Consider the following 21,746-nt stretch of genomic DNA (forward strand, 5'->3'; position numbering starts at 1 on the left):
CGGGCTGTAAGCCTAGCGCGCGATTTCCCTAGACAACAGGAAATCCAAACGAGGCGCTCCATGCGAATTGAGTTTTTGACACCGACCTCTCCCGGCCGTGCAGCCGCTGAGGCCCATATCCGTGACGTTTACGACACCACCTATGCGGCGCAGGTCAAAGGCTTTGCCCCGGTTCTGGCAGCAGCTTCCAACGCAGAAGGCAAGATTCTCTGTGCGGCCGGGATCCGCACGGCGCAGGACGGGTTCTTCTCGGACTGCTACCTGAATGGCGATTTCTGCGAGGTCCTGAAGGAGCGCACCGGGCGCGACATCCGCGCGGACCAGATCATGGAGGTCACATCGCTGGCCTCGGTGTCACCCTTTCCGGTGCTGCCGCTCCTAGACCGCATGATCGACTGGGGACGGCAGCAGGGCGTGGTCTGCGGGGTCTTCACCGCCACCCTGCCCCTGCGCCGCCTGCTGACCCGCACCGGGCTGGGCTATATTCCCCTTTGCGCCGCTGCGGCGGACCACGTGGCGGATCCGGACAGCTGGGGCAGCTATTACGACACCGATCCCTGGGTCTGCGCCTTCATCGAGACCGAGACGGATCTGGCATTGCTGACGCCCGGCACCGCTGCGCCTGGATCGCTGCCCGGTCTTCAGGGAGGCGCTGCATAATGGACATGGTATTCGAGGCCCTGTGGCGCCACGCGGCAGAGCGCCCGCAAACGGTCGCCTTTTCCGGCGATGGCGACAACCTGACCTGGGCCGATCTTGCCGCCGAAGTCACCGCGCTGGCGGCGCGGCTGAACGGTGCGCCGCGCACTGTCGGCATCGCTCTGCCGGGCGGCTGCGCCTATGTGGTGGCCGATCTGGCGCTCACCCTCACCGGCCGTCGGCAGGTGCCGCTGCCGTTTTTCTTTGCGCCCAAGCAGATTGCCCATGTGATCAAGGACGCCGGGATCGGCGCACTCATCACGGCTCCCGAAACCGCCGGGCAAAGCGGGTTGCCGGAGATCCCCCTGTCGCTCGGCCATGCCGATGCCACAGCCCCGGCCGTCCCGACCTCGACAGCGGCGCAGGCAGAGCGGGTCATCTACACCTCCGGCTCCTCCGGGCGGCCCAAGGGCGTTGTCATCGGAAGCAGCCAGTTGCAGGCCTCGCTGAATGCGCTGCTGCCCGTGGTGTCCCCGACGCACACCGACCGTCACCTGTCGATCCTGCCCATGGCGCAGCTTCTGGAACAGATCTGCGGCATTTTCCTGCCCATTCTGGCGGGCGCGGAAACCCGGTTTGACTTCAACGCCACCCGCGCCCTCTTCGGCGCCGATATCGCTCCGCTGACCGCCGCCTTTGCCCGCGAAAGGCCCACCACCAGCCTGCTGGCGCCCGCGCTTCTGGGGCGCTGGGTTCAGGATCTCAGCAGCAAGGATGGCGGCGCGCCCAACTCGCTGCGCTTCGTGGCTGTCGGCGGCGCCGCCAGTTCGCCCGCGCTGCTACGCGCCGCCGAGGCTCTCGGCATCCCGGCGCACGAAGGCTATGGTCTGTCGGAATGCTGCGCCGTGGTGGCGATGAACCGCCCCGGACACAATGCCATCGGCACCGTCGGAGAGGTTCTGGAGGGGCTCGACGTTCAGATCATCGACGGCGAGATCACCGTCGCAGGTCCCACCGTGATGACCGGGTACCTCAATGGCGATCCGCCCCCCGGCCGCTGGCACACCGGCGATCTGGGCCGCATCGAGAACGGGCGCCTGATCGTGGACGGGCGCAAGGATGCGCTGATCGTCACCGGCGCCGGGCGCAATATCTCGCCCGAGTGGGTCGAGCAAAGGATCAACGCTGATCCCCGCGTCGTCAGTTCGGCCCTTGGCCTGCACGAGGACGGATCGCTGGTTTTGGTGGTCGCTGCCGCGGCCCCGGTCAGCGGCGCAGAGATCGCCGCCGCACTCGGAGGGATCCCGCCCTATGCACGGCCTGCGGCGGTAGTCCTGACCTCTCCGGCAGAGCCGGGCCTGCTCTTTGCAGCAGGCACCCCGAACCGCGCTGTCGCCGCCCGGATCATCAACGACCGCCCGGCGCAGCCTCTTTCCCAGACAGCCGAAAGCCTTGCCTCATGACCCAGAAAAAGACCGTTCTCATCACCGGCGCGGGATCCGGCATCGGCCGCGCGCTGACGATGGAGGCCGCACGCCTTGGCCATATGCCGCTGATCACCGGACGCAGTCGGCACAAGCTGGAAGAGACCGCCACGCTCGCAGGATTGCCTGAGAGCGCCATCCTTCCCGCAGACGTGACACTCGCCGAAGATCGCGCAAGGTTGCTCGCGCAGGTCGGTGGGCGGCTTGATATCCTGATCAACAATGCCGGCTGCCTGACCGTCGGGCGGCTGACGGATCTCGGCGATGCTCAGCTGCAGGCGATGACGGACACAAACCTGATGGCCCCGATCGCGTTGACCCGGGATCTGTTGCCCGCCCTGCGCGCAGGCAAGGGACGCGTGGCAAACATCGGCTCTGTCTTCGGCGATATCGCCTACCCCTATTTCGCGGCCTATTCGGCGACGAAATTCGGCTTGCGGGGCTTTTCTGACGCGCTGCGGCGCGAATTGTCTGGCAGCGGCGTTGGTGTCACCTATATCGCCCCGCGCGCCGCCCGCACCGCCGCCGAAAACGAGTTCGGCGCCCTGATCGAACCGCTGGAGATGACGCTCGACAGCGCGGAACGGGTGGCTACAGAAGCCTGGGAGGCAATCCGCAAAGGCAAACGCGAGAGCTTTCCCCGCGGCAAAGAGCGGTTCTTTGTCAAAGTCCAGCGGCTGTTCCCGCAGCTGGTCGACCGCTCTGTCGGGGCTCAGGCCCGCGCCGAGAAAACCATCGCCGCCCTGGACAGCCTGCGCCGCGTCTAGACCCTTCTGATTTCAAGTAGAAAGACCAATCATGACCTATACCGTGATCCGCGCCGCGCGCACCGGCAGCCAGATCGACGCCCCCGCCATTGCCGCCGTCCGCGACCATCTGAGCCGCGACGGCTGGGCGCTGCTGCGGGGCTTTGATGTCGACATGGCCGCCTTCAGCGCCCTGACAGCCGAGCTGTGCAGCACCATCACCTTTGACCCCGCACGGGAATTTTCCGAGCGCAACACCCAGATGGTGGATGCCGGGCTTGGCCCGATCGGGTTGCATATCGAAAACGGCAACACCCCGGTCTGCCCCGATATCGTTGCCTTCTATTCCGCCAAGGCCGCCTTTGAAGGCTCGCAAACCACGATCTGCGACGGGCGCGATGTGCTGGCCAGCATGTCGGAGGCGCAGCGCGCCCGGTGGAGCCAGCCGATGACCGTCTCGCGCAAGCTGCCGGAACTTTTGTGGAAACGCTACCTGGCCAATGAACACCCCGCGATCTCGGAACCTGAAGAGGTGACCGAAGAGCATATCCTGCAATTCAAGGCAGCGATCCCGAACCAGGATTTCGACATGCATGAGGATGGCTCGCTCACCTATCATATCACGCTGAACCCGGTGCGGCCCTCGGCCCTGTCCGGCGCTGCAGGCTTTGCCAATGCGGTTCTGGGCCCGTCGCACAATTACGAGCCGCCCGTCTACCGGCTGGCAGATGGCAGCCTGGTCAGCGCCGAAGAGATCGAGGAGCTGCGCGAACTGGCCGAAGACAGCACCACCGAGATCAACTGGCAGGACGGCGATATCGCTGTGCTCGACAATACCCGCATCATGCACGGGCGCCGGGCAATCAAGGATCAGGATCGCCAGCTGTTCATCGGCATGGGCCGGGTCTGACTCCAAGCGCCGCCTGCGCCTTCACCCGTTGCCGGGAAACCGGCTGCGGGTCCGGTTGGCAAAGGACACCAGCGACAGCATCACCGGCACCTCGACCAGCACACCGACCACGGTGGCCAGCGCGGCGCCGGAATTCAGCCCAAACAGCGAAATCGCAACCGCGACCGCCAGCTCAAAGAAATTCGAGGTCCCGATCAGCGCGCAGGGCGCGGCGATCCGGTGCGGCACCTTCAGCGCGAAGGCCGCGCCATAGGCCAGCGCGAAGATCCCATAGGACTGGATCAGGATGGGCACCGCGATCAAGGCGATAACCTCGGGCCGGTCCAGGATCACCTGCCCCTGCAGGCCGAACAGGATCGTCACCGTCGCGATCAACCCGATCACTGACCAGGGTTTGACGTGGGCCTGAAAGCCCTCAATCCGCGCCGCGCTGCCCAGACGTTTCCGGGTCCAGATCCCCGCCAATAGCGGCAGCAGCACAAAGAGGATCACCGACAGGACCAGCGTTTCCCAGGGCACCTCGATATCGGTGACGCCCAGCAGGAAGGCGACGATGGGCGCAAAGGCAAAGACCATCACCACATCATTCAGCGACACCTGCAGCAGGGTGTAATTCTCATCCCCGCGCGTCAGCTGCGACCAGACAAAGACCATAGCCGTGCAGGGCGCCGCGCCCAGAAGGATCAGACCGGCAATGTACTGTTGCGCATCCTCGGGCGATACCAGATCGGCAAAGACGCCTTCGAAGAACAACAGCCCCAACAGCGCCATGGTGAAGGGTTTGATCAACCAGTTGACCACCAGCGTGATGCCCAAGCCCCGCGGCTGTTTGAAGGCATCCTTCACCGCGGCCGGATCGACGCCGACCATCATCGGATAGACCATCGCCCAGATCAGCACCGCAACCACCAGATTGACCCGCGCCAGTTCCGCCGCCGCGATCATCTGCACCAACGCCGGTGCGATATTGCCGATGACGATGCCTGCCACCATGGCCAGCGCGACCCAGACGCTCAGATATCTTTCAAAGATGCTCATGGTGCGACCTCCGCCCCTTCGACATGCAATTTTCCTGCGGCAAGCGCCGACAGCGCCACCATTAGGGCCGCCGTCCCCAGAACAAGCGCCAGCCCCCCGGCCTGATAGGTCAGCCCGGACAGAAGCGTACCAGCGAGGCGCCCGCCCGCATTGGCCATGTAGTAGAACCCGACATCCATTGTCACCCGCTCAGCCTTGGTGAAGGCGAGGATCAGGTAGGAATGTAGCGAAGAGTTCACCGCGAACAGCGCCCCAAAGGCCAGAAGGCCAAGGACCAGAACAGCGGTCATCCAAGGCTGCGGCGCCGGGGACATCCAGACGGCAAGGGTCAGCGCCGCAGGCACGGTAAAAAGCGCCAGCGCCCAGCCGCGCGCGGCGCGGATCAAGGCGCCCTCGGGCCGTTTGGCTGCACCCAGCAGCCAGGGCGCCGCAGCCTGCACCGCGCCATAGAGGATGATCCAGACTGCCATGAATGTGCCGATCATGAAAAAGGCCGCGCGGTTGCCCGCTTCGGATCCATCCGACAGCACCGCGTAGAAATAAATCGGGATGCCCACCACAAACCAGACATCGCGCGCGCCGAACAGAAACACCCGCGCCGCCGACAGCCAGTTCACATTGGCGGATTTCGAGAACACCTCGGAAAACTTCGCGCCCTTGCGCCCGGTCGGTAGTCCCGGTGGCATCAGCATCACGATGGCGGCAAAGACCAGCGCCAGAACCATAGCCATGGCAATGATCGACCAGCTAAACCCAAGCGTCGCCAGCAGCGCCGCACCCAGCAAGAACCCCAGCCCCTTCACCGCGTTCTTCGCTCCGGTCAGCACCGCCACCCAACGGAACAATCCGCCGTTTGCCGAGGGCGCCAAGAGCTTCACGGCCGATTTCGACGACATCTTGGCCAGATCCTTGGCCACGCCCGAAATCCCCTGCACACACATCACGAAGACAACCGAGGCACCAATGGCCCAGTCCGGATCAAGCTGCGTCAGCGCGCCCAGCGCCGCGATCTGCAACGCCAGCCCGGCATAAAGCGTCGCCGCCAGCCCGAAGCGCGCCGCGATCCAACCCGCCGAAAGGTTCGTCACCATCCCGGCGATCTCATATAGGACAAAGAGATAGGCCAGCTGCACAGGGGAAAACCCCAGCGTGTGGAAATGCAGGAGGACCAGCATCCTCAGCGCCCCATCGGTGAGCATGAAGGCCCAATAGGCCGCCGTCACCGCTATATAGGCTGAAAGTCCCTCGGGGCGCTGACTCACAGCGAGGCTCCGACCATAAGGGCCACATCGACAAGCCGCCAAGCGTAGCCCATTTCATTGTCATACCAGGCATAAACTTTCACCTGGGTGCCATTGATCACCATGGTCGAGGGCGCATCCACGATCGAAGAGCGCTGATCATTGGTGTAATCGGTCGAGACCAGCGGGCGGGTCTCATAGCCAAGGATGCCCTCCAGCTCCCCTTCCGCGGCCGCTTTGAACAGGGCGTTGACTTCCTCGTCCGTGGTTTCACGCTCCACCTCGAAAACACAGTCGGTGAGCGAGGCATTCAGCAGCGGTACCCGCACCGCATGGCCATTCAGGCGCCCGGTAAGCTCCGGATAGATCAGCGTGATTGCCGTGGCGCTGCCGGTGGTTGTCGGGATCAGCGAATTCAGCGCCGAGCGCGCCCGGCGCAGATCCTTGGCGGGGCGGTCGACGATAGTCTGGGTATTGGTGACATCGTGGATGGTGGTGATGGAGCCGTGCCGGATACCCAGATTTTCGTGGATCACCTTGACCACAGGCGCCAGGCAATTGGTGGTGCAACTGGCAGCCGTCACGATCCTGTGGCGCGCCGGATCATAGGTGCCCTCATTGACGCCATAGACGATATTGGCCGTATCGCCATCCTTGACCGGGGCGGAGACCACGACCTTTTTCACGCCCGCGTCGAAATAGGGGGCAAGCTTGGCCTCTGTCTTGAACACACCGGTGCAGTCGATGACCACATCCACGCCGTCGAGCGGCAGTTTGGACAGATCGGAGGTGCCGATGAAGGGAAGACGCATGTCATTGATCGTCACGCTGTCTGCATCATGGGAAAACTCTGCATCCCAGCGCCCATGCACCGTGTCGAACTCCAGAAGATGTGCGTGCATTTCCGGATCACCCACCGCGTCGTTAATCCAGGCGATTTGCGCGCCCTGCTCCAGCAGCGGTTTCAGGGCAAGTTTTCCGATCCGGCCAAGGCCGTTCACAGCATATGTGGTCATTGGGTGTCTTCCTGTGCTTGGCTGGCGATATCATCCACCGCGTGTTGCAGGGCGATGCGGTCCAGTGTTTCGATGGGCAGCGCCGTAAAGGCCTCGATCCGGCGTTTCAGCGCGCCATAGGCCTGATGAAAGGCGAGGCTTTTTTCGGCATCGGTGCCCTCGGCCTTGACCGGGTCCGGCATGCCCCAGTGGCCACTGATCGGCTGACCGTCCCAGGCGGGGCATTCCTCGTTTGCGGCCTGATTGCAGACGGTAAAGACGAAATCCATCTGCGGCGCATCCGGTCCCGTGAACTCGGCAGTATTCTTGGCCCGCAGATGCGCGGTGTCGTGCCCCTTGGATTGCAGCACCTCCACCGCGAAGGGGTTCAGGTCTGACTGGGGTCGGGTTCCGGCGGAATAAACGTTGAACCGGTCCGGCGCCCGGTCGCGCAGGATGCTTTCGGCAAAGATCGAGCGGGCGGAATTTCCGGTGCAAATGAATAGCACGTTGTATTTGCGCGCGGTCATGGCGGGATGTCCTGTTTGGGGGGAAGTGGCGGCGGGCAGGCAAAGGTCCGGACGCCCACGGCAACAATCGAGCATCAGATAGTCAAAGGTCTGTTGCACCGCTGACATATCGACAGTGTAGAGCAGCGAGGTCCCGGCCCGGTCCTGCGTCACCAACCCCGCCTGCATCAGCGCAGACAGATAGGTGGAAAGGGTGCTGGCCTTCAGACCCAGCGCCCCGGCGATTTCACCTGCGGGCATCCGGTCCGGATAGCGCCGCATCAGCAGCCGGAAGATGGCCAGTCGCTGTGGATGGCCAAGCGTGGTCAGGCGGGAGGGAATCTTTTTCTCCATACTTCATGAATATAGGAAATAAAGAGAGTATGACAGTGAAGATTTTGTAACGGCCCGATGACAGGGGCCGAAACAAAACCGCCCCCAGGATGGAGGCGGCTACAGGTTACAGAACGGCAAGCGGGGTTATTCCCACTCCATCTCCTCATAGACCGTCTGCGCATTGCGCCCGGCCAGGCTGTCGAATTGCTCAAGCCCGACAAAAGCAGACTGATCAACCCCGGGCGCGTCCATGATGTCACCGCCCTCTTCGATCAGGGCACCGATTTGGGAGCGCAGGTTCACAAGGTATTCGTAGGTGTCAGCGCGGGCCTGTTCCAGCGTGGTGGCATGGCCATGGCCGGGAACCACATGGGTCGGCTCATAGGCCGCCATCGCCTCAAAGGTCTCGATCCAGCTTTTGGCATTTGACTGCGGCCCGACGCCAAGGATCCGCTCCACATAAACAATATCCCCGGTGAACATCACATCCCGGTCCTTGAGCCAGACAAAACTGTCGCCCGGCGTATGGGCCTGCCCGTGATGGGTGATCTGGAAAGTCAGACCGCCGACAGTGAGATCATAACCGGCGTCAAAGGTCACATCGGCATAGCGCGGCTCGGTGCCTGCCAGTTCATCCCCCAAAAGCTGCGAGAGCATCGTCATCTGCATGGATTGGCGGTCCTTGTGATCCGCCACGGCAGCCTCGGATGCGATCACGGTTGCGCCCTGCGCCTGCCAGTAACCATTGCCCAGCCAGCGGTGATCCTGCCCGCCGGTGTCGATCACATAGGTCACCGGCTGGTCGGTGATCTGTTCGATGGTGGCGTCAATCATCTCGGCGCCTTTCCACGATCCACCGGGATCCATCAGCACCACGCCTTCGGAGGTCACCACCACGCCAAAGGTGGCATTGTTGCCAAGGTTCTCGGGGTTGCGCTGGCTTTTCGGGCCGACCAACGCCCAGACATCATCGGTGACCTTCTGCACCTCCAGCACATCCGCGAAGGCGGCCAGCGGCAAGGCCGTCGTTAGGACAAGGGTCGAGGTGAGTAATTTCATGTGCAGCCCTCCCGGCATCTGCGCGCGTTCCCGTCAGACCCTGCCAGAGTGGGCGAGCGTCAGACAGAGGACCATCCGACGCAGACAAAAAGACTGGCCCGGCATGTCCGCCCGGGCCAGTTCATAATTTCAGGGCTAATACTCAGTCGCCGTCGGAAACGCCCGCTTGCCGCAGCCGCGCCCGGCGCGCGCGATAGCTTGGCAACAGCACCAGAAGTCCCGCCAACACCAGAAGCGCCAGCGTCATCGGCCGGTCCAGTAGGAATCCCAGCCCGTCATAAAGCTGCATCGCCCGGGCAAAGTTATCCTCCAGCATTGAGCCAAGGATGAAGCCGATCAGCAAGGGGGCAAGTGGGTAATCCGCGAACCTCAGTATGGTCGCGCAGACGCCAAGCCCAACGAGGATGAGCAACTCGGTCGCGTTGTTCTGCCCAATGTAGGCCCCCATCAGGGTGAAGAACAGGATGAAGGGGATCAGGTAGTTGCGCGGCACCGCCAGCACCTTGGCAATGTATGGGATCAGCGGCAGGTTCAGCACCAAGAGCACCAGATTGCCCACATACATGGAGATGATCACCGCCCAAAAGATCTGCGGCTCGTCGATCATCAAACGCGGTCCGGGCGAGACATTGAGCGCGATGAGCGCACCCAAGAGGATCGCCGTGGTGCCCGATCCGGGAATGCCCAGCGTCAGCAGCGGCACGAAGGATCCGGTGCAGGCCGCGTTATTGGCGCTTTCCGGTGCGGCCAGCCCCTTGACCGAGCCCTTGCCGAACTGCTCCTGCTCCTCCTTGGGCGCAATATTGCGCTCCACCGCGTAGCCCAGGAAAGACGCAATGGTGGCCCCTGCCCCCGGCAACACCCCGATCAAAAACCCTTGGATCGATTGGCGACCAATCACCGGGGCAATCGCGCGCGCCTCGTCCCGCGTGATGCGCAGGTCCTTGATCTCGCTGCTGCCACCGTCCGTCTTGGAACGGCTGGGATCCAGCACCAGATACAGCGCCTCGGGCAAGGCGAACATCGCCATGGCAAGGGTGATGAAGCCAAAGCCGGACTGCAGATCCATGATCCCCATCGTGAAACGCGGCATGTTGAACAGCGCGCCCTCGCCCACAGTGGCCATGATCAGCCCCAACAACGTCATCAGCAGCGCCTTCACCACCTGACCGGTTCCGGCAAAGGCCGCGATGGCCGACAGCCCCACCACCATCAGCGCAAAATACTCTGCGGAATGGAACAGCAGCGCCACGGTTGCCAGCGCGGGCGCAAAGATCATCAACAGCACCGCGCCGATGCTGCCCCCGCAGAAGGACGAGATCGCCGCCACCGTCAACGCCTTACCGGCCTTGCCCTGCCGCGCCAACGGATAGCCGTCAAACGAAGTCGCCACGGTCGAAGCAACCCCCGGCGCATTGATCAGGATTGACGAGGTCGAGCCGCCAAAGATCGCGCCATAATAGACCCCGGCCAGAAGGATCAGCGCCGCAGAAGGGTCGCCAATGGTGATCGCCACCGGGATCATGATGGAGATGATGCTCATCGGGCCTAGGCCCGGCAGCATGCCGATGAATGTGCCGATCAGACAGCCGCCGATCACCATCATCAGGTTCGTCAGGGAAAAGGCGCTGGAAAGGCCAATCATGATACCTTCGAACATATCAGCCTCCCACGCCAAAGAAGATCGGCCAGGGGCTGAGGAAGATCCCCAGAACCTCTTGCACCAGATACCAGACGGCGCCCGCCGCAAGCGCCGCGATGGGCAGCAGGACGTGCAGCTTGCGCTCACCCAGGATCACCGCGCCAAGGGTCAGGAAGCCTACCGTGGAGATCAGGAACCCGGCGGGCCGCAGCAAGAGCGCATAGGCCACCATCAGGGCCAGCAATGCCAGCGCCTGCCCCAGTTTATAATCGCCAAGCCGCCGGTGATCGATGTCGCCAACCTTGGGGCCGCTGTCGCCCTTTTGCGGGCTCAACACAATGATCAGGGCGCAGATGGCCGCCAGCACCGACAGGACCTTGGGAAAGGTGCTGGGCCAGATGGCATTGAATTTCATGAAGGGGGGAAGGCCTGCGTCCATGGTGAAATAGGCCGCATAGCCATAGGTGAGGCTGATCAGCAGGATGACCAGCGCGATCCATCGGTCAAGCGCCATGCTCTTCTCCGGGGAAATCTTGGATAAAGGAAGGCGTCACCTCCCGGGCAGATCTTTCGATGCCCCGGAGGCGACGCCGATTGGGCGACACGGGATCAGAGGAACCCGAGTTCCTGCATAAGCGATTTGATGACCTCTTCCTGACCTTCGAGGAACTTTTCAAAGTCTTCGCCGCTGTTGTGGATGTTTACCCAGCCATTGCGAGCCCGCACCTCTTCCCATTCGGGCGTGTCGTACATCTTCGCGATGGCTGCCTGATAGGCCGCCTTGCGCTCCTCCGGCAGGCCGGGGGCACCGAAGAAACCGCGCCAGTTGACAAAGCTCGCGTCTATGCCCTGCTCCTTCATGGTCATGGCATCGGCATAGGCCGGTACGCGGTCATCTGCGGTAACACCGATGATCTTCACCTCGCCCGCGTTGGCCAGATCGATGGCCTCGGAGAACCCGGTGGAAAGCGCCTTGATCTCGCCCGACAGCAGCGCCGCCATGGCCATACCGCCCGCGTCATAGGGGATGTATTTGACCTCAGTCGGGTTCTCGCCCGCTGCCTTCATCACCATGGCCGCGACCAGATGATCCATTCCGCCCGGAACCGAGCCGCCGCCGATGGCAGTGCCGCGCGGGTCTGCCTTGTAGGCGGCGATCAGGTCGGCCATGGAATTGATCGGGCTGTCCTTGCCCACCACGATGGCTGCGTAGTCGCCGATGGTGCCTGCAACCATGGTCAAGTCGCGGAAGTTATGCGGGAAGACCCCGGTCAGCGAACGGATCACGATGGGGGTAGAGTTCACCATCAAGGTGCCGTGGTTGCTGTCGGCGTTCTCGATCAGGTAGCCGATGGCCTTGCCGCCGCCACCACCCGACATGTTCTCGAACGATGCCGTGCCCACAAGACCTGCCTTGGTCAGCGCCTCGCCGGTGCCGCGCGCGGTGCCGTCCCAGCCACCGCCGGCGCCGCCGGGAATCAGGAAATGGATGCTGTCGACGGCCATGTCTTCGGCCATCGCGGGTGCGCCAAGGGCAAGGGTCGCGGTCGCCGCAGCCATCAGGGCCCGTCGGGTCAAGGTAAATGTCATGTGTTGTCCTCCCATTTGACAAGTGGCGGCCAAGCCGCTCATGACTGAATGAAGAACACGCAAAGCTGACACGGACCTGTCACAGACCTGTCAGCATGCGCCGGATCAAGGACAAGGATGGGATGCGATTTCTGCTGGTTGAGGACAACATGAGCCTGGCAGCTGCGGTCTGTGACCGGTTGCGGATGGATGGCCATGTTGTCGACCATGCGCCAGGCGCCCGGGACGCCGAGGCATTTTCCGCAACCACGGATTACGATCTGATTTTGTTGGATATTATGTTGCCGGACGGGGATGGCCGCAGTTTCCTGAAAGCCCATCGCGCCCGCGAGGGAAAGACCCCGGTGATCGTGCTGACGGCGCGATCAGAAGTGTCGGACCGGGTCGGCGTGCTGGACCTTGGCGCTGACGATTACATCACCAAACCCTTTGATTTTTCCGAGTTGGAAGCCCGCTGCCGTGCGGTTCTGCGGCGTCAGGGCGGCAACAGTTCCAACCAGCAGCGATTCGCGAATCTGGTCTTTGATCCGCTGGCCGGCACGCTTGTGGTGGCCGGAACCCCGGTGCCGCTACGCAACAAGGAACTGCGGCTGCTAGAAATCTTCCTGAGCGCCCCGGACCGCATTTATTCCAAGGCAAAACTGGTGGACCGGTTGTTTTCCTACGACGAGGAAGTGTCGGAGAACGCCATCGAGGTCTATGTGGGTCGGCTGCGCAAGCGCCTTGCCGGATCCGGCGCAGCCATCGTAACCGTGCGCGGGCTGGGCTACCGGATGTCGCTGGCATGACCCCGCCGCAGCCCCCCGCACCCCAGCCCCCTCCCCTGCGCACCAGCGGATCGCTGCGGCGCCGGTTGATCCTGCAGGTGGTGATGAGCGCGGCGTGTCTGGCCACGATCCTGTTTTTCACCGTTCTTGTCTTTACGCGCGACGTGTCTCAGCGCACCCATGACAGCATCCTGCTCGCCTCGGCGACATCGATCATGGATTCGGTGCGGGTACAATCCGGCGCCGTCACCCTCGATATTCCCTATGCGGCGCTTTCTATGCTGGGCAATGTCAGCGACGACAGGGTGTTCTACAGTGTGCGTCAGGATGGCCAGCTGCTGACCGGATACGAAGACCTGCCGCAGACCGCCCAGCGCCCTGCCCCGGGAGATCCCGCCTTTGATACCGAAAGCTACCGCGGCAGCAGCCTGCGCATGGTGGCGCTGGTCCGGCGCCTGTCCCTGAATAACGGACCGGTTGATGTGGTCATCACCGTGGCTCAGACCCGCGAAGGACAGGCGGCCGAGCTGGGGCGGCTGACCCGCTGGGCCATGCTGATGGGCGGCGGTTTTTTCCTGATTTCCGCCCTGCTTGGTGTCTGGGCCGCACAATCCAGCATCCAGCCGCTGCACGCGCTCAGTGCAGTTGTCTCGCGCCGCGGCCCTAAGGATCTGCGCCCGGTCCGCCATGCGGTGCCCAGCGAAATGCTGCCACTGGTGCAATCACTGAACCGGTTCATTGAACGCCTGCGGGTCTCCCTCGCGCGATCCGAAGACTTCATCGCCGAGGCCGCGCACCGGGTCCGCACGCCGCTGGCCACGGTCCGGGCACAGGCCGAAATCACCCTGCGCCGGGTGGACAAGGCAGAAAATCGGGCCTCCTTGCGTGAGATGATCCGCGCTATCGACGAAAGCTCCCGCGCGGCGGGGCAGCTTTTGGATCATGCCATGGTGACCTTCCGCACCGACAGTCTGGAGCGTAAGGAGGTGGCCCTTGATACGCTGACCCATGACCTGGTCGACCGGCTGCGGCCCGTGGCGGATCTGAAGGATATCGACCTGCAGTTTGCCTGCGACGGGGTTGCGCCGCTCTGGGGCGATGCCATTCTGATCCAGAACGCAGTGCGCAATATTCTGGATAACGCCATCAAATACGCCCCTTCGGAAACCAATGTTGAGGTCACGGTGCGGCAGGGACCGCTGGACGCCATCGTCTCAGTCCAAGATCAGGCAGGTGGATTTCCCGAAGACACAGATACAGCCGCCCTGACCGAACGGTTTGTGCGCGGCAGCAATGCCGCCGGGACAATCGGCTCCGGCCTCGGGCTGACCATTGCCCGCGAAGTTGCCGAAGCCCATGGTGGTAAGCTGGTCATCGCCCCTTCAGATACAGGAGCCGGAGCATGCGTTTCCTTGTCTTTTCCCTTGCGCTGATGGTGTCGGCCCTGGGGCTGGCCTTGCCCGCATCCAGTTTTGAAGTAGAGGAATTCCGCCGTTTTGGCCCCGAGGGCGCCCCGGCGCTGCGGGTATTGTCCACCACGGACATGGATGTTCTGGCGCCGCTGGTCGAGAGTTTTCTTGCGGACAGGCCGGGCACCGCCATCGAATACACCACCGTCAGCAGCGCTGTTTTGATGGAGGTGGTGACCACGGGTTCGGGCCCGCAGGCGCGGTTTGATATCGCCGTCTCTTCTGCCATGGACCTGCAGACCAAACTGGCCAACGATGGCTATACCTGGCGCCACAGGTCTGCCGCGACCGACGTCATGCCGGACTGGGCGAACTGGCGTGATCATGTCTTTGCCTTTTCGCAGGAGCCTGCGTCCCTGCTGTTGTCGCGCGCCGCCTTTACCGGGCTGGAACTGCCCCGGACCCGACAGGATCTGATCCGCCTTTTACGACAGAACCCCGATCGCTTCCGAGGCCGTCTCGGCACCTATGACATCGCCACCAGCGGCCTTGGTTATCTGTTTGCCACCCAGGATGCGCGGACCTCGGATTCTTACTGGCGCCTGATGGAGATCTTTGGCGGGCTAGAGGTGCGGCTTTACTGCTGTTCGGGGCAGATGATCCGCGATGTCGCGCGCGGAGATCTCGCCATCGCCTATAATGTGCTGGGCAGTTACGCGCTGGCGCGCACGGACCTGACAGACAGTATCGTGATCATCGATCCGCAGGATTACACCAACATGATGCTGCGCACCGCCGTGATCCTGGAAAATGCCCAGCAGCCGGATCTGGCCGGAGCCTTTGTCGATCATTTGTTGCAGGCAGCCTGGGGTTCTGATCCCGATCCCGGCTACCCGTTTCACCGCTACCCGGTCGAAGCCAGCGATCACAGCGCTCCCCTTCGGCCGATCCAGCTGGGGCCGGGGCTGCTGGTGTTCCTGGATCGACTGAAGCGGGCGCGGTTCCTGAACGAATGGCACAGCGCCGTCAGTCAGAAATAGCCTGCGCGCGCCGCGTCACATCCAGCGCGGATCATCCACCTCTAGCGGGAAATGCCGCGGCAGCAACCCGGCCTGGAACCAGTTGATGAAACTGTAAATGGAATAAACCGGTACCCCGGTGACCTTGCGCAGGTCCCGCGCATAGGGAACCATATTGGTGCATTCCAGCACGATGGCGCCAACGTCCGGATAGCTTTGCATCATGCCAAGACCCGCATCGATCATGTCGAGACGACAGGCCGCGAAGTCGATTGTCGGCTTGTCCCCCAGAAAATCGCGGGTCATGCAGCGCCCGCCATCGGTTCCCACCACCGGCGTGTCCGGCGGCGCCCCCGCAGCGGCCAGATGTTCCGGGCCCAGTGCCTCTTCGGAGATCGTCAGAACGCCACAGCGTTTCCCGGCGGGCAGCAGGCTTTGCACCATCGGCACCTGCATCAATGAGGATGTAGCCACCGGCACGCCAAGCGCCGATTTCACCTCCTCCTGTATCAGCGACAGGAAACCGCAAGTGGTGGTAATACCATCGCAGCCCGAGCGGATTAGGTCATGCCCCGCCTCGATAAAGCGCTCGGCCAGGTCAGATGGGTCATTGCGCACCACCCGGTCGGGACTGGCGCCTTCGACAACACGATACTGCACCGGAAAATCCCAGGTCAGCGCATTTCCCACATCGCCATGCACCCGGGGAAACTGCGTTTCAAGCATCAGGATCCCAACAGTCGCTCCGTAAACCGTCTTGCCACCGCGCTCCATATCCGTGCCCTCCCGCTTTGCGTTCTCAAACAGTCATAAATCGTAAAATTATCATAAATTCACGCGATAGCAGGCCCTCAAGTCAATAGATAAGCGTCGTTGAAATGCCCCCTTGTGGCCTCTTCGATGCAGGTATGACCGCGCGGGGTCAATCTGACACGGCCCGGGTATAGGGCACCAGGGCGGTTTTCAGCCGGTCCAGAAATTCCTGACCGATCGCGGAAAGCGGTCGTGCGCTTGAGGTGATGACGGCCATTTCCATCAGGATTGCGGGCTTAAACTGGCGCGAGACAAAGCCGCCGTCCCGGTCGAAATCCAGCACAAAGGGATCAATGATGGCAACGCCCATGCCTTCTTTGACGAAACTCAGCAGGTTCTTGAACAGATGCGCATGGACCCGCGCCCGCAGCGGCACCCCCGCCTGCAGAAACGCTTCACGTGTGCGGCGGTGGGTCATGTGATCCGGCCCCATCACGATAAACGGTTCGCCCTCCAGCAATTCGGGCGTGATTACCTCGTGCCGGGCCAGCGGGCTGGCCTCCGGCATGGCGATGCGACATTCCACGGTGACCGGATGCACATCCAGCGCATCATACAGAAGCGGCATTTCGCAGATGCCGATCTCAAACAGGCCCGACAGCACCCATTCCTGTATCTTGGACGAATATTGCGACTGGAAGGAAATCGACAGATCCGACCGGTCACGGGCGAATTCGGCGATCAGCCGCGGCATGAAACCAAAGGACATCGAATGCTGCGAGGCAACCTGCAGTTGGCCCACCTGCTTGTTCTGCAAATCGATCACCGCCTGGGTCACATGATCAAAGCCCCGCACCACGGTGTCGATTTCCCGGAACAGAAGCGTTGCCTCGGGCGTGGGGGTCAGCCGCCCCTTGACCCGTTCGAACAGTTTGATCCCGGTCTGCCGCTCCAGTTGGCTCAGCAAATTGGAAATGCCCGGCTGCGAAATCCCAAGGGTCGCCGCCGCCCCGGTGACCGTCCCGGTTTCCATGACGGCATGAAAAGCCTGCATCTGACGAAATCTGAGGTTCATATCACAAGCATATCATTTTTCCTGATACCCCTGCCAGATAATAGTATTTGAAATGATATAATTCCCTATGCATGGTTGGCCAAAACCAGCAGAGACGATGACAGAAATCATGACCACCTACAGTTTCGCAGAACGTTCCCCCGCATGAGCGCGCCTCAGACCATCGTGATCGGCGCGGGCATTGTCGGCGCCGCCACCGCCATCTGGCTGCGCCGCGCGGGCCATGAGGTAACGCTTATCGACAAGGGCGAGCCGGGCATGGGCGCGTCCTATGGCAACGGCTGCATTCTGGCCAGCTGCGCCATCGTTCCAGTCACCACGCCCGGGCTGCTGCCTAAGGGGCCGAAATACCTGATGGACCCCAATTTCCCGCTGTTCATGCGCTGGTCCTATGCACCGAAACTAGTGCCCTGGCTGGTGAAATACCTGTCGCATGCCAACGATGGCGACACCCGCCGCATCGCCAAGGGGCTGACCCATGTTATCGGCGACAGCGTCGAACAGCATCAGGCCCTGACCCACGGCACACCCGCGGCCAAATGGGTGCAGGAAAGCGACTATTGCTTTGCCTATGAAAACCGCGCGGCCTTTGACGCGGATAAATACGTCTGGGATCTGCGCCGCGAGGCCGGGTTCGTGCCCGAGTTGATCGAAGGCGCCGAAGTACAGGAACGGGAGCCGATCCTTGCGCCCGAGATGAAGTTGCTCGCGGTGATGAAAAATCACGGCTTTATCCTCAACCCCGGCAAATATGTTCAGGATCTGGTGAAATTGCTGCAAGAGATGGGCGGACGCTTCGTACAGGCCGAGGTTAAGGATTTTGACCTGTCCGGTGGGCGCATCAGCGCCGTGGACACCGACAAGGGTCGCTTTGAATGCCGCGAGGCGGTGCTGGCCACCGGCGTCTGGTCCAAGCCGCTAATGCACAAACTGGGCCTCAACGTGCCGCTGGAGGCGGAGCGCGGCTATCACATCGTCTTCAAGGGGCCCAGCCAGACCCCCAACAACCCGATGATGCTTGCCTCGGGGAAATTCGTTGCGACCGCGATGGATCAGGGGCTACGCTGCGCGGGTGTGGTGGAGTTCGGCGGCCTCAGCGAAGAAAAATCCAAGGCACCGCTGGCGCTCTTGCGCCGCAAGGTGAAGGAATGTTTCCCGCAGATGGTCGCGGAGAGCGAGGAAGAATGGCTAGGCTATCGCCCCGCGCCCTCGGACAGCCTGCCGCTGATCGGAGAGGTCGGCAGCACCGGCGTCTATGCCGCCTTTGGCCATCACCACGTGGGTCTAACCGGCGGCGCCAAGACCGGCCGTATGGTCGCCGATATGATCGCAGGCCAGCCCAGCAATATCGACCTGCGCCCCTATGAACCGGACCGGTTCGCCTGAGGCGCCAAAATCATAAGAACCATAAAAAAGACCAACCAAAACAGGGAGATCACAATGATCGCTAATTTCACAAAGACCGTCGCATATTCCGTCTCTGCCCTGGCCCTGTCGGCTGCGGCAGCCGCAGCGGAAAAATGGGACATGCCCATGGCCTATGCCGCCACCAACTTCCATTCGGAAATGGGCGTCGTATTTGCCGACAAGGTCCGCGACTATACCGGCGGTGAGATCGACATCACCGTGCATCCGGGCGGCTCGCTGTTCAAAGGCGGCGAGATCAAGCGCGCCGTGCAGACCGGGCAGGCCCCCATCGGCGAACGCTTCATGTCCGCCCATGCCAACGAGGCGCCGCTTCTGGGCTGGGACAACCTGCCCTTTGTCGCCACCACATACGCGGACAACGAAAAGCTGTGGGCCGCCGCCAAGGACAAGGTGAACGCCCAGCTGTCCGATCTCAACCTCGTGGCGCTTTACACCTGCCCCTGGCCCGGTCAGGGCTTCTACTTCAACAAGGAAGTCGGCTCTTCGGCCGATACTCAGGGCGTGAAGTTCCGCTCCTATAACACCGCCACCGCCACCTTTGCCGAAGAACTGGGCATGATCCCGGTGCAGATCGAAGCGGCAGAGCTGTCGCAGGCGCTGGCCACCGGCGTTGCCGAGGCCTTCATCTCCTCCGGCTCCACCGGCTATGACCGCAAGGTCTGGGAGCATCTGAGCCATTACTACAAGGTCAACGCCTGGCTGCCGCGCAACTATGTCATCGTCAACAAGCAGGCCTGGGAAGGCCTGGGCGATGATATGCAGGCCGCAGTTCAGAAGGCCGCCGATGAAACCGGTGCCGCCTGCGCCGCCAAGTCCGAGGAACTGGCCAACTGGTATTTCGACCAGCTGAGCGAAAATGGCATGACCGTCACCGACGCCAGCCCCGAATTCCTGGGCGAGCTGAAGGCAATCGGCGCCAAGATGACCGAAGAATGGCTGGCCTCGGTCGGCGATGACGGCAAGGCCATTCTCGACGCCTATAACGGCAACTGATCCGCCCACCCGGGCGCAACGGCTCCGCCCTGCCTGGTGCGGGCGGAGCCTAATCTTTTCTGACTTTCTGGGGGTGTCGACTTGCGCGACTGGCAACCGTTTCTGGGCCTGCCGCTGTGGCTGTGGCTGTTTGTAATTCCAACCCTGGTGGCGCTGGCCTGCCTGCTGGCCCCCGGCCCCACCGGGCGCATCCTGCGTCCCGTGCAACGCGTGACAGACAGGCTGTATCTCGGCTCTGGTGTTCTGGCGGCGGGATTCATGCTGCTGATCCTTCTGCTGATCGTGGCGCAGATGGTCGCCCGCTGGAGCAACCTGACTTTTCCAGGATCCACCGAATACGCCGGCTATGCCATGGCCGCGACATCCTTTCTGGCGCTGGCCCATGCATTGACGCGCGGTGCCCATATCCGGGTGTCGATCTTTCTCAATATCAGCCCCCGGATCGGTCTGGTGCTGGATGCCGTGGCGATGTGGATCGCGGCCATCACCGCGACCTATTTCGCCCGCTACGCAATCAAGACTAACATCTTTTCCAAGATGCTGAATGACCGCACGCAGGGGCAGGATTTCGTGCCGGAATGGCTCTTGTCCTTTTTCGCCATGTTCGCGACCGCCCCTAGCAAATGGGGGGAGCTTTGGGCCAAGACCGGGTCCGAATGGGTCTATACCCCGGTGTGGCTGCCGCAGCTGCCCATGTCCATCGGCACCGTTCTGCTGGCGCTTGCCTTGTGGGACTACCTGTGTCGCCTGCTGATCACCCGCCGGTCCAGCATCACCTCGGAGGCCGTGGAATGAGCGAGATCTACACCACAATCATCTTTCTCTTTGTGCTGTTTGCCCTGCTTGGCAGCTCGGTCTGGATTGGCCTTGCGCTGATGGGCGTGGCATGGGTCGGGATGGAGTTGTTCACCACCCGCCCCGCAGGCGACGCGATGATCACCACGATCTGGACCGGCGCCTCCAGCTGGACGCTGACAGCGCTGCCGCTCTTCATCTGGATGGGAGAGATCCTTTATCGCACCCGCCTGTCCGAGGATATGTTCCGTGGCCTTGCGCCCTGGATGCGCTGGCTACCGGGTGGCCTGCTGCACACCAATATCGCCGGCTGCACCATCTTTGCGGCTGTCTCGGGCTCCTCCGCCGCGACGCTGACCACCGTTGGCAAGATGTCGATCCCCGAGCTGCGCAAGCGAGGGTACCCTGAGTTCATGATCATCGGCACGCTGGCGGGCGCGGCAACGCTGGGCCTGATGATCCCGCCTTCGCTGACGCTGATCGTCTATGGCGTGTCGATCAATGAATCGATCACCAAGCTGTTCATGGCAGGGATCTTTCCGGGGCTGGTGCTGGCCGGTTTGTTCATGGCCTATATCGTCGGTTGGCATTTTTTCTACAAAGGCGAACGCCCACAGGAAGAGCCGAAAATGACTCTTGGGCAGATGCTAGCCGAAAGCCGGTTCCTGATCCCGGTGCTGCTGCTGGTCGCCGTTGTCATCGGCTCGATGTACCTGGGCTATGCCACCGCGACCGAAGCCGCCGCAGTCGGTGTCCTTGGTTCGATGACGCTGGCATTGGCGCAGGGCTCGCTGACCTGGAACACCTTCTCGGCCTCGCTGATGGGCGCGACACGCACCTCGGCGATGATCGCACTGATCCTGATGGGCGCCTCCTTCCTGTCGCTGGCCATGGGGTTCACCGGACTGCCGCGGGCACTGGCTGGCTGGATCGATCAGATGAACCTGTCGCCCCTGGTGCTGATCATTGCATTGACGCTGTTCTACGTGGTGCTAGGGATGTTCCTTGATGGCATTTCCTCAGTCGTGCTGACCATGGCCATTGTCGAGCCGATGATCCGACAGGCCGGAATCGACGTGATCTGGTTCGGCATCTTCATCGTCGTAGTGGTGGAGATGGCGCAGGTGACACCGCCCATCGGCTTCAACCTTTTCGTTTTGCAAGGCATGACCCGGCACGAGATCTCCTACATCTCGAAGACTGCCATTCCCATGGTCGGCCTGATGCTGGTGATGGTGGTGATCCTTGTGGCCTGGCCCGAGCTGGCCACCTGGCTGCCGGAGAACATCCGCAGCACGCCGTTCGGCTAAGGAGCGGG

At 62.3% G+C, this 21,746-nt stretch carries 21 protein-coding genes; 11 read left to right on the forward strand and 10 right to left on the reverse strand.

Annotated features, from left to right (window positions below):
* The first annotated feature begins 60 nt into the window (after positions 1-60).
* The 4 genes from SM763_RS04515 to SM763_RS04530 are packed head-to-tail and all read left to right on the forward strand — an operon-like array spanning position 61 to position 3,779.
* On the forward strand, positions 61-660 hold the full coding sequence (locus SM763_RS04515) for a thermostable hemolysin (RefSeq protein ID WP_368997736.1): 600 nt from the start codon (positions 61-63) through the stop codon (positions 658-660).
* Positions 660-2,102: an AMP-binding protein gene (locus SM763_RS04520; protein WP_368997737.1), complete on the forward strand. Its 1,443-nt coding sequence runs from the start codon at positions 660-662 to the stop codon at positions 2,100-2,102. Before SM763_RS04515 ends, SM763_RS04520 begins: the two co-directional genes overlap by 1 nt.
* The gene (locus SM763_RS04525; RefSeq protein WP_368997738.1) at positions 2,099-2,890 is read left to right on the forward strand and encodes an SDR family NAD(P)-dependent oxidoreductase; all 792 of its coding nucleotides are present in this window, start codon (positions 2,099-2,101) and stop codon (positions 2,888-2,890) included. Before SM763_RS04520 ends, SM763_RS04525 begins: the two co-directional genes overlap by 4 nt.
* A 31-nt stretch (positions 2,891-2,921) precedes the next feature.
* On the forward strand, positions 2,922-3,779 hold the full coding sequence (locus SM763_RS04530) for a TauD/TfdA family dioxygenase (protein WP_274828215.1): 858 nt from the start codon (positions 2,922-2,924) through the stop codon (positions 3,777-3,779).
* Positions 3,780-3,800: 21 nt separating this feature from the next.
* Here SM763_RS04530 and arsB read toward each other — a convergent pair whose 3' ends face one another.
* The 8 genes from arsB to SM763_RS04570 form a co-directional block, all read right to left on the reverse strand.
* Complete coding sequence (arsB, locus tag SM763_RS04535) at positions 3,801-4,817, reverse strand: ACR3 family arsenite efflux transporter (RefSeq protein ID WP_368997740.1); 1,017 nt, start codon at positions 4,815-4,817, stop codon at positions 3,801-3,803.
* The gene (gene arsJ, locus SM763_RS04540; protein WP_368997741.1) at positions 4,814-6,079 is read right to left on the reverse strand and encodes an organoarsenical effux MFS transporter ArsJ; all 1,266 of its coding nucleotides are present in this window, start codon (positions 6,077-6,079) and stop codon (positions 4,814-4,816) included. Before arsJ ends, arsB begins: the two co-directional genes overlap by 4 nt.
* Positions 6,076-7,074 (reverse strand): ArsJ-associated glyceraldehyde-3-phosphate dehydrogenase, encoded by a 999-nt coding sequence (locus tag SM763_RS04545; protein WP_368997743.1) that lies wholly within the window; start codon positions 7,072-7,074, stop codon positions 6,076-6,078. The genes arsJ and SM763_RS04545 overlap by 4 nt, the downstream gene beginning before the upstream one ends.
* The gene (locus SM763_RS04550) at positions 7,071-7,916 is read right to left on the reverse strand and encodes an arsenate reductase/protein-tyrosine-phosphatase family protein (protein WP_368997745.1); all 846 of its coding nucleotides are present in this window, start codon (positions 7,914-7,916) and stop codon (positions 7,071-7,073) included. Before SM763_RS04550 ends, SM763_RS04545 begins: the two co-directional genes overlap by 4 nt.
* Positions 7,917-8,042: 126 nt before the next feature.
* Positions 8,043-8,957, reverse strand: coding sequence for an MBL fold metallo-hydrolase (locus SM763_RS04555; protein WP_368997747.1), 915 nt, complete (start codon positions 8,955-8,957; stop codon positions 8,043-8,045).
* Positions 8,958-9,099: 142 nt separating this feature from the next.
* Positions 9,100-10,617: a tripartite tricarboxylate transporter permease gene (locus SM763_RS04560; protein WP_274839588.1), complete on the reverse strand. Its 1,518-nt coding sequence runs from the start codon at positions 10,615-10,617 to the stop codon at positions 9,100-9,102.
* A gap of 1 nt (position 10,618) precedes the next feature.
* Entirely contained in the window at positions 10,619-11,113 is a 495-nt protein-coding gene (locus tag SM763_RS04565) for a tripartite tricarboxylate transporter TctB family protein (RefSeq protein WP_368997749.1), read from the reverse strand.
* A gap of 95 nt (positions 11,114-11,208) precedes the next feature.
* On the reverse strand, positions 11,209-12,189 hold the full coding sequence (locus SM763_RS04570) for a Bug family tripartite tricarboxylate transporter substrate binding protein (protein ID WP_065270963.1): 981 nt from the start codon (positions 12,187-12,189) through the stop codon (positions 11,209-11,211).
* Positions 12,190-12,311: 122 nt separating this feature from the next.
* Here SM763_RS04570 and SM763_RS04575 point away from each other — a divergent pair, with 122 nt between their 5' ends.
* The 3 genes from SM763_RS04575 to SM763_RS04585 are packed head-to-tail and all read left to right on the forward strand — an operon-like array spanning position 12,312 to position 15,405.
* Complete coding sequence (locus SM763_RS04575; RefSeq protein WP_274832371.1) at positions 12,312-12,977, forward strand: response regulator transcription factor; 666 nt, start codon at positions 12,312-12,314, stop codon at positions 12,975-12,977.
* Complete coding sequence (locus SM763_RS04580; protein WP_368997750.1) at positions 12,974-14,389, forward strand: sensor histidine kinase; 1,416 nt, start codon at positions 12,974-12,976, stop codon at positions 14,387-14,389. Before SM763_RS04575 ends, SM763_RS04580 begins: the two co-directional genes overlap by 4 nt.
* Positions 14,359-15,405, forward strand: a complete 1,047-nt coding sequence (locus SM763_RS04585) for an ABC transporter substrate-binding protein (protein WP_368997751.1) — start codon at positions 14,359-14,361, stop codon at positions 15,403-15,405. The genes SM763_RS04580 and SM763_RS04585 overlap by 31 nt, the downstream gene beginning before the upstream one ends.
* A 15-nt stretch (positions 15,406-15,420) precedes the next feature.
* On the opposite strand, the gene SM763_RS04590 is transcribed toward SM763_RS04585, so the two are convergent.
* Together SM763_RS04590 and SM763_RS04595 are read right to left on the reverse strand one after the other, a co-directional pair.
* Positions 15,421-16,158, reverse strand: coding sequence for an aspartate/glutamate racemase family protein (locus SM763_RS04590; protein ID WP_065270966.1), 738 nt, complete (start codon positions 16,156-16,158; stop codon positions 15,421-15,423).
* A gap of 148 nt (positions 16,159-16,306) precedes the next feature.
* Positions 16,307-17,212, reverse strand: a complete 906-nt coding sequence (locus SM763_RS04595) for a LysR family transcriptional regulator (RefSeq protein ID WP_368997753.1) — start codon at positions 17,210-17,212, stop codon at positions 16,307-16,309.
* A 144-nt stretch (positions 17,213-17,356) separates the two neighbouring features.
* Here SM763_RS04595 and SM763_RS04600 point away from each other — a divergent pair, with 144 nt between their 5' ends.
* From SM763_RS04600 to SM763_RS04615, 4 genes are all read left to right on the forward strand, one after another.
* A complete protein-coding gene (locus tag SM763_RS04600; protein WP_368997755.1) occupies positions 17,357-18,598 on the forward strand; it encodes an NAD(P)/FAD-dependent oxidoreductase in 1,242 nt (413 codons plus the stop codon).
* A gap of 54 nt (positions 18,599-18,652) precedes the next feature.
* Entirely contained in the window at positions 18,653-19,633 is a 981-nt protein-coding gene (locus SM763_RS04605; protein WP_368997757.1) for a TRAP transporter substrate-binding protein, read from the forward strand.
* A gap of 81 nt (positions 19,634-19,714) precedes the next feature.
* Positions 19,715-20,428 carry a TRAP transporter small permease gene (locus SM763_RS04610; RefSeq protein WP_368997759.1) on the forward strand — a complete coding sequence of 238 codons (714 nt, stop codon included), beginning with the start codon at positions 19,715-19,717 and terminating at the stop codon, positions 20,426-20,428.
* The gene (locus SM763_RS04615; protein WP_368997761.1) at positions 20,425-21,738 is read left to right on the forward strand and encodes a TRAP transporter large permease; all 1,314 of its coding nucleotides are present in this window, start codon (positions 20,425-20,427) and stop codon (positions 21,736-21,738) included. Before SM763_RS04610 ends, SM763_RS04615 begins: the two co-directional genes overlap by 4 nt.
* The last annotated feature ends 8 nt before the right edge of the window (positions 21,739-21,746 follow it).

The organism is Pseudophaeobacter sp. C1-32P7, from assembly GCF_041008775.1.
Classification (GTDB): domain Bacteria; phylum Pseudomonadota; class Alphaproteobacteria; order Rhodobacterales; family Rhodobacteraceae; genus Phycobacter; species Phycobacter gallaeciensis_A.